Origin of the sequence: Aeromicrobium sp. (assembly GCF_049586495.1) — a bacterium.
GTDB lineage: Bacteria > Actinomycetota > Actinomycetes > Propionibacteriales > Nocardioidaceae > Aeromicrobium.
In genome coordinates this window covers 1-6787 of the sequence record NZ_JBAVCB010000065.1, presented here as the reverse complement: position 1 = coordinate 6787, position 6787 = coordinate 1, and the positions used below count along the sequence as shown (strand labels likewise).

Genomic DNA, 6787 nt, shown 5'->3' with positions numbered 1-6787 from the left:
GGTGGACGCCGTCCCGAACGTCGGCGCGGCTCGCGCCCTCGGGGCAGCGTGGGCCCTGCGCCATGGCTCGGACGGTCTGTGGCTGGCCAGCACTGACGCGGACAGTCGCGTGCCCCTGACGTGGATGAGCGAGCAGGCCCGGTGCGCGGCGTTCGGCTTTGATCTCTTCCTGGGAACGGTCTGCCTCCCCGACGAGGACGTGGCTCGGCACCATCGCTGGGTGGGTCGATATCGCGCGAAGCGTGCGCACGTGCACGGCGCCAACCTGGGTGTTCGTGCCACGACCTACCGTGACATCGGCGGCTTTCGACCCCTTCCGGCTCACGAGGACGCGGATCTGGTCAGCCGACTTCGCCGGGCAGGAGCGCTGACCTGGTGGGTCAACGACGTTCCCGTCACGACGTCGGCCCGGCCCGACCCGCGGGCGCCCGCCGGTGTCGGCGCCGATCTGGCTCATGAGCTCCTCGCTTGACGGCGTCAGAGTGACTCGAGCGTCTCCTTCAGGCTCTTTTGGGCGTCGTCGCCGAGCTTCTTGAGCGGCAGGCTCATGAATGGGTCGGCCAGCCTCGCCAGACCGTGGAACTCAAATTCCGCTTCATAGGTCACGGTGGAGCCGGCGCCGCTCGCCTCGACCGTGATGGTGTCCGTGGCCGTGAAGCTGCTCGATTCCCCGAGCAGCGTGATCTGACGTCCGGGATCGAGGGCCTGGACCGTGTACGTGATCTCGACCTTCTTGCCCGCAAAGGACGAGACGTTCTCGTAGACCGTGCCGACGCCGCCGTCGCCAGATGCGAGCGTGGTTTGCTCCGTTCCGGGATCCCAGTCGTTGGTGCTCCGGAAGTCGCTCAGGTAGCTCCAGACGTGCGAGGCGGGCTGGGCGACGGTGAAGGTGCGTTCGATCTTCTGGGTCATGCGTGGAGACGTACCCCCTGCCGCGGTTTTCACGCGAACAGGGGGCACCTCGTCTAGCCGATCGCAGCGGCAGCGGCCACCACGTCGACCAGCCCGTGGCCCTTGTCGTACGACGTGGTGCCGAGCGGTCCCGCCTCGTATGCGGCGCCGTCGGTGAACTTGTGGGCGGTGCGCTTGAGCGTGTCCTCGACCTGGGCGGGGCTGGCCGCCGGGTTGGCCTGGAACAGCTGGGCCACGATGCCGGCGATGTGGGGCGCCGCCATCGACGTGCCGCTGATCGTGTTGAACGTACCGATGTCGAGCGGTCCGGGACCGTTGCGCGGATCGAGACCGGTCGAGCAGATCGCCAGATACAGCCGGCACGAGGAGGTGATGTCCTCACCGGGAGCCGAGATGTCGGGGTAGGTCGAGAGGGCGCCCTGCTTGCCGCGGCTGGAGAAGTCCGACACGGTTCCGGACCGGGTGCCGGTGTCCTGGTCGTAGTACGAAGCGACCGAGATGACGCCTCCCGTCGGGTCCTGGCCCGGAGGGTTGGACAAGCTCTCGCTGCCATCGCCTCCGTCGTTGCCGTTGGCCCAGACCGTCACGACGCCTTCGGCCGCCAGCGCCCGTTGCAGCTTCACGGTGGCTGACTGCGGATCGAAATCGCCACCGCCGGAGGGGCCGTAGGAGTTGTTGGTGACCTTGATGGGCGGGCACTCGGCTGCTGAGACTTCGGCTCCGCAGGGTCGGGCGTGGTTCTCCAGCACCCAGTTCAGCGAGGCATCGGCGCCAACGATGAGGATGCCCGCGCCGGTCGAGATCGAGATGACCTTGGCGCCGGGCGCTGCACCGTGCAGCCGCCCGCCGTCGGAGAGGGTGGTGGGCGCTCCGGCGACGATGCCGGCCACGTGCGTGCCGTGTCCGCCTGCCGAGAGCGTGTCGGTGTCGACCGCGTTCGGCACCTTGACGACCTGGCACAGGCTTTCGGTGAGCGGCTCGCACAGCGACTTGTAGCTGGCTGCGACGGCTTTCTTGAGATAGGGGTGGGTGGGGTCGACGCCGGAGTCGATCACGCCGACGCTGACGCCCTCGCCGGACAGTGCGGTGCCGTTCGCGCCGGTGAGGGTGCGGTACGCCTCGTCGCCACGCGTGGCCTGGTTGGACGTCTCCTGGAAGTACGTGAGGGGCTGGTTGCCCTCGACATACGTGATGCCCGCGGCCCCGCGGACCTTGTCGATCTGCTGCTTGGTCCCCGCCGCGACGACCACGCCGATCTTGTCGAAGCTGGTCGAGCGCACCATTCCGGCTGTCGCGACCGCGCGGGTCGCGTCAGCCAGCGTCGCACCGTGCACCAGGGCCACGGCCGGCTCGTCGGCCTCGAGCGTGGCCAGCTGCTGGGCCAAGAACGGCTGGACCTTGGCCAGACCAGATTCTGAGTCAGCAGTTTCGGCTTGGGCTGGAATGACACTGAGTCCACTGAGCGCGATGGACGCCACGGCGGCCCCGAGCATGGATGTGCGTCGTTGCATGTGCTGATCCCCCGATCATGCGCCCTGCTCGTGCAGCAGAGCCCGGCTGACATGTTGAACGAGGAGAGGCGCAGGACGTCACGGTCGTAGGTGACGATGGACCCATGAACACCATGGTCCGCCCCGCCGTCATGTCCGACCTTCCTCGCATCCTTGAGCTCGTCCATGAGCTCGCGGCGTACGAGAAGGCAGCCGACCAGGTCGAGGCCACCCAGGCGGACTTCGAGTCGGTGCTGTTCCCGCGCGAGGGAGCTCCCACCGCGTACGCGCACGTGGCCGTCGTCGACGATGAGGTCGTCGGCATCGCGGTGTGGTTCCTGACGTTCTCGACGTGGACCGGCACCAACGGCATCTGGCTGGAGGACCTGTTCGTCGACCCGGCGCAACGTGGCACGGGTCTGGGCCGGGCGTTGCTCGCGGCGCTGGCGCACGAATGCGTCATGCGGGGTCTTCGGCGGCTGGAGTGGTGCGTGCTGGACTGGAACACCCCGAGCATCGAGTTCTACGACTCGCTCGGCGCGACGCCTCAAGATGAATGGACGACGTACCGCCTGAGTGGGGATGCGCTCACCTCCCTGGAACGGTGACGGGTTTCGGCACGTCCCGTGCGGGTACGTGAGGGGTGACACCGAGGAGGAGTCATGCCCGCTGATCGCAGCGCCGACGACAACCCCAGCCTGAAGAATCCCGACATGTACGAGTCGATGCGCGAGGACGGCGCCTCGAAGGAGAAGGCCGCCCGGGTCTCGAATGCGACGCAGCAGCCAGGACGATCGGAGGAGTCGGTGGGTGCCCGGGGCGGCCGAGCCGGCTCCTACGACGACTGGACCGTCGACGATCTGCGCGGTCGTGCGAAGGAGCTGGGCCTCGAGGGATACTCGGACCTCGCCAAGGACCAGCTGATCGAGGAGCTGCGCCGTCATTGAGCGGCTGCTCGGCTGTGCCAAGGTGGACAGCAACCGAGGAGAGCACCACGTGACCGCACACGACGAGCGTCCGCTGTGGCAGCTGCACCACCAGCTGCAGACCCGCACCTACACCGACCTGACTCATGCCTTCTTTCCCGGCATGCCGCACTTTCCGGCCTTTCCCGACGAAGTTCGCACCCAGACCTTTCAGGTAGACCCTGATGGCTTTGCCGTGCACCGCTACGAGCTGGTCGGCCAGTGGGGTACGCACTGCGATCCGCCGTCGCACTTCGTCGATGGTGCGCGCACCATCGATGACATTCCCGTGCAGCAGATGATCCTGCCGCTGGTCGTGCTCGACATCTCCGATCGGGTACAGCAAGATCCCGACGCGGTGCCCACCCTCGCCGACGTGGCTGCGTGGGAGGACCGTCACGGGCCCATGCCGGCGGGGTGCTTCGTCGCTCTGCGCACCGACTGGCACCAGCGATGGCCCGATGAACAGGCGATGGCCCATCACGACGAGGCGGGGGTGAGTCACGTCCCTGGCTGGTCGCGCGAGGTGATCATCGACCTGGTCGAACGGGTCGGCATCACGGCTCTGGGCCACGAGACCACCGACACTGACCCGGGATCTGCCACGTCAGCGGGCGACTACGGTCTCGAGCTGTTGCTGCTGCAGCACGACAAGTGGCAGATCGAGCTGATGGCACACCTCGATCAGGTGCCGGAGGCTGGCGCCCTGATCGTCGCCTCGTGGGGCAAGCCGAAGGGCGGATCGGGCTTCCCTGCTCGGGTCTTCGCGATCCACTGACGCGTCGGTCAGGAGGAATGTTTGGCGTGGGCGGCGCGGGGTACGGAGCAGGTGTTGGCACCGCGCGGGCGGTGCACCTGTGAGAAAGGATGTCGTCGTGGTCAGCATCAAGCGGCTTCCCGCTCCCATCTGGGAGTCCTACCAGTGGCAGTACGACGGTGCCTGTGCGGAGACGGACACCAATCGATTCTTCTCACCCGAGCACGAGCGCGGATTTGCTCGCGAGCGCCGCGAATCGGCAGCCAAGGCGTTCTGCGAACGATGCCCGGTGGTTCAGCAGTGCCTTGAGCATGCCTTGAGCGTGCGCGAGGAGCACGGCGTCTGGGGCGGGCTCAACCCGCGGGAACGGTCCGACCTCGTGTCGGGCACGCGATCTCCGGTGAGCGCTGCTTGAGCCAGGTTTGTTCAATCGGCGGTGTGGCTGAAGCGGGCTCCCGGGTTCCCGCGATTTTCCACGATCCAGGCAGCTATGTCGCGCAGTTTTTCATTGCGGTCCTGTGACTGTCGGCGCATGAATCTGAAGGCACGGTCGTCGTCGATGTCGAAACGCTCCATCAAGATGCCCTGCGCCTGGCCGATCAGCTTGCGCGCGTCGATCGCAATCTGCAGCCCGTCCTCGTTGTGCTTGGCAGCCAGTGCCACGGACGCGTGTCGGGTGAAGATCGTGGCCACGGCGACGTCGTCCTCGTCGAACGCCTCGACCGTGCTGGAGTACAGATTCAGCGAACCGTATCGTCGGTCGCGAGTTTCCAGTCTGACGCTGACGGCGCTCCGCAAGCCCAGCGCCTGCACGGCCGGTCCCCACTTCAGCCAGCGGGAATCGGTGGCCGTATCGGGCACGACGTAGACGCCGTCGCCGTCGATCGCGTCGAGGCAGGGCCCCTCGTTGTGCACGATCTGCAAATCGTGCGAGGCGGCGACGCGCGCTGAGGTCGCGGCCGCGGTTTCGATCTGCTTGCGGGCATGCACGAGCATGATGCCGGCGTCGTCGCAGCCCACCGCGATGCGCGCATACTCGGCGATGCGTTGCACCGTGGCGTCCGCATCCGGCTCCTCATGCAGCTCCAGAGCCATCTGCGAGAAGAACGCGGGCGTGTTCACGTCGCCAATCGCATCCACCCTCGGGGTCGTCTCCATGCGGTTATGTAATCACTACTTGGGGTTCGATGGAACAAGGGGCTGCCGGCAGTTTCGCTACTCGCGGCATGGGTACGCGAAGGACAGGAGGACATGTTGATGACTGAGGCGGACGCTGACAGCCCCGTCGTGACGATCTTCGCCGATCAAGGACCCTTGGTCAGCGAAATTGACACGAAGATTCGTGACCGTGGTGCCACGACGCACACGGTCTCTGTGGACGTGGGTTGGATCGATTCGGTGTCATGCGCGCTCGTGGTCCTCGACTCGACGGCAGGCATGTCGGCCATGCGCGCCCTGTCGGATCTGCCAGACAGTCGGGTCAACGTGGTGGTCGTGATGGCAGAAGAGGTCAGCCCCGACGCCGAAAGGCTGTGTGAGGGGTGTCGTGAACGGCATCATCTGGTGACGATGCGCGCCAACCAGACCGATCTGGCCGATCGGATCGCCGATCAGATCGTGGGCGATCGCCGGCGCTGATCGCCGAGCCGTTCAGAATCTAAACAGCCTTGGTGCAGAACGGGCGTGCGCACCGTCCGCACCGTCCGTGTCGTCTCCGGGCGGTGCTGCGTTCAGGCGACGTCGCTGGTCAGTGCGGCTCGCAGATCGTCGAGCAACCTCGCCAGACGGCGCGACACCTGCATCTGGCTGATACCGGTCCGGTCGGCGATCTCCTGCTGGGTGAGGTGGTCGAAGAATCGTAGCCCGATCAGCTCCCGCTGGGTGTCGTCGAGGGTCCGCATGGCCCGCGCGATGGTGGCCAGATCTTCGACGTGTCCAATGTCGTCGGCTGGATCGACCAGCAGATCGCCGACCGTCTGATCGTCGACGCGGACCGAGGCGTCCAGTGACGCTGCGTGGTAGCACCCGTTGGCCGCTCGGGCCTCGCGCACGTGGGCCGCGTCGACGTCGAGCATCTCGGCGAGCTCGGCAGAACTCGGAGCGCGGGCCTTGTCCTGCCAGTGCGCTGCGCTGGCGCGGTTGATGTCAACCTGCAGCTCCTGGAGACGACGCGGCGGTCGGACGCTCCAGCAGTGATCGCGAAAGTGTCGTTTCAGCTCACCAAGAATCGTGGCGGTGGCGAAGGGAACGAACGCCCCTTTGGTCTCGTCGAAGCCGCGCATCGCCTTGACGAGCGCGAAGTTGGCGACCTGTACGAGATCGTCGAACTCGGCGCCGCGGTCGAGGTAGCGGCGGGCGAGCGAGCGTGCCAGCGGGAGATGTCGGTGGACAATCTCGTCCTCGAGCTGGCTTCGTTCGGCGGGCGAGGCGGTGCTGCAAGCCTCGAGCAGTGAGTGAGTGATCTCATCTGATGCAGCGTCCACGGGAGTGCCCCCCAAAGGCATGTGACTCAAGTGAACGGCTGCTGCATAACCGCGATGACCACGATGGCATCGACGAACGCAGAGCGCAATACCTGTGATGAGGAAGTTTTGAAGCGCAGCGACAGAACCCCAATCCTCGTGTAAACGAGGACCGGGGTTCTGTCGCTGCGCAGATGATTC

The 6787-nt window shown here is 66.3% G+C and carries 10 protein-coding genes; 6 read left to right on the top strand and 4 right to left on the bottom strand.

Annotation, left to right across the window (positions count from 1 at the left end):
* A partial coding sequence (locus tag WB508_RS03850) for a glycosyltransferase (protein WP_423843562.1) occupies positions 1 to 472 on the top strand: 472 nt, incomplete at its 5' end.
* A gap of 5 nt (positions 473 to 477) precedes the next feature.
* Here WB508_RS03850 and WB508_RS03845 read toward each other — a convergent pair.
* Together WB508_RS03845 and WB508_RS03840 are read right to left on the bottom strand one after the other, a co-directional pair.
* Positions 478 to 912, bottom strand: a complete 435-nt coding sequence (locus WB508_RS03845) for an SRPBCC family protein (protein WP_423843561.1) — start codon at positions 910 to 912, stop codon at positions 478 to 480.
* Positions 913 to 965: 53 nt separating this feature from the next.
* Complete coding sequence (locus WB508_RS03840) at positions 966 to 2423, bottom strand: S8 family peptidase (protein WP_423843560.1); 1458 nt, start codon at positions 2421 to 2423, stop codon at positions 966 to 968.
* 104 nt (positions 2424 to 2527) lie between these two features.
* On the opposite strand from WB508_RS03840, the gene WB508_RS03835 reads away from it, so the two are divergent.
* From WB508_RS03835 to WB508_RS03820, 4 genes are all read left to right on the top strand, one after another.
* On the top strand, positions 2528 to 3010 hold the full coding sequence (locus WB508_RS03835; RefSeq protein WP_423843559.1) for an N-acetyltransferase family protein: 483 nt from the start codon (positions 2528 to 2530) through the stop codon (positions 3008 to 3010).
* A 54-nt stretch (positions 3011 to 3064) separates the two neighbouring features.
* A complete protein-coding gene (locus WB508_RS03830) occupies positions 3065 to 3349 on the top strand; it encodes a DUF7218 family protein (RefSeq protein WP_423843558.1) in 285 nt (94 codons plus the stop codon).
* A 49-nt stretch (positions 3350 to 3398) separates the two neighbouring features.
* Positions 3399 to 4145, top strand: coding sequence for a cyclase family protein (locus WB508_RS03825; RefSeq protein ID WP_423843557.1), 747 nt, complete (start codon positions 3399 to 3401; stop codon positions 4143 to 4145).
* Between the two features lie 97 nt (positions 4146 to 4242).
* Positions 4243 to 4539, top strand: a complete 297-nt coding sequence (locus tag WB508_RS03820; RefSeq protein WP_423843556.1) for a WhiB family transcriptional regulator — start codon at positions 4243 to 4245, stop codon at positions 4537 to 4539.
* 11 nt (positions 4540 to 4550) lie between these two features.
* Here the strand turns inward: WB508_RS03820 and WB508_RS03815 are convergent, their stop codons facing one another.
* A complete protein-coding gene (locus WB508_RS03815) occupies positions 4551 to 5246 on the bottom strand; it encodes a GAF and ANTAR domain-containing protein (protein ID WP_423843555.1) in 696 nt (231 codons plus the stop codon).
* Between the two features lie 135 nt (positions 5247 to 5381).
* Between WB508_RS03815 and WB508_RS03810 the strand changes: the two genes are divergently transcribed.
* Positions 5382 to 5762 carry a hypothetical protein gene (locus WB508_RS03810; protein WP_423843554.1) on the top strand — a complete coding sequence of 127 codons (381 nt, stop codon included), beginning with the start codon at positions 5382 to 5384 and terminating at the stop codon, positions 5760 to 5762.
* Between the two features lie 92 nt (positions 5763 to 5854).
* Here the strand turns inward: WB508_RS03810 and WB508_RS03805 are convergent, their stop codons facing one another.
* Positions 5855 to 6607, bottom strand: a complete 753-nt coding sequence (locus WB508_RS03805; RefSeq protein ID WP_423843553.1) for a sigma-70 family RNA polymerase sigma factor — start codon at positions 6605 to 6607, stop codon at positions 5855 to 5857.
* Positions 6608 to 6787: the final 180 nt, after the last annotated feature.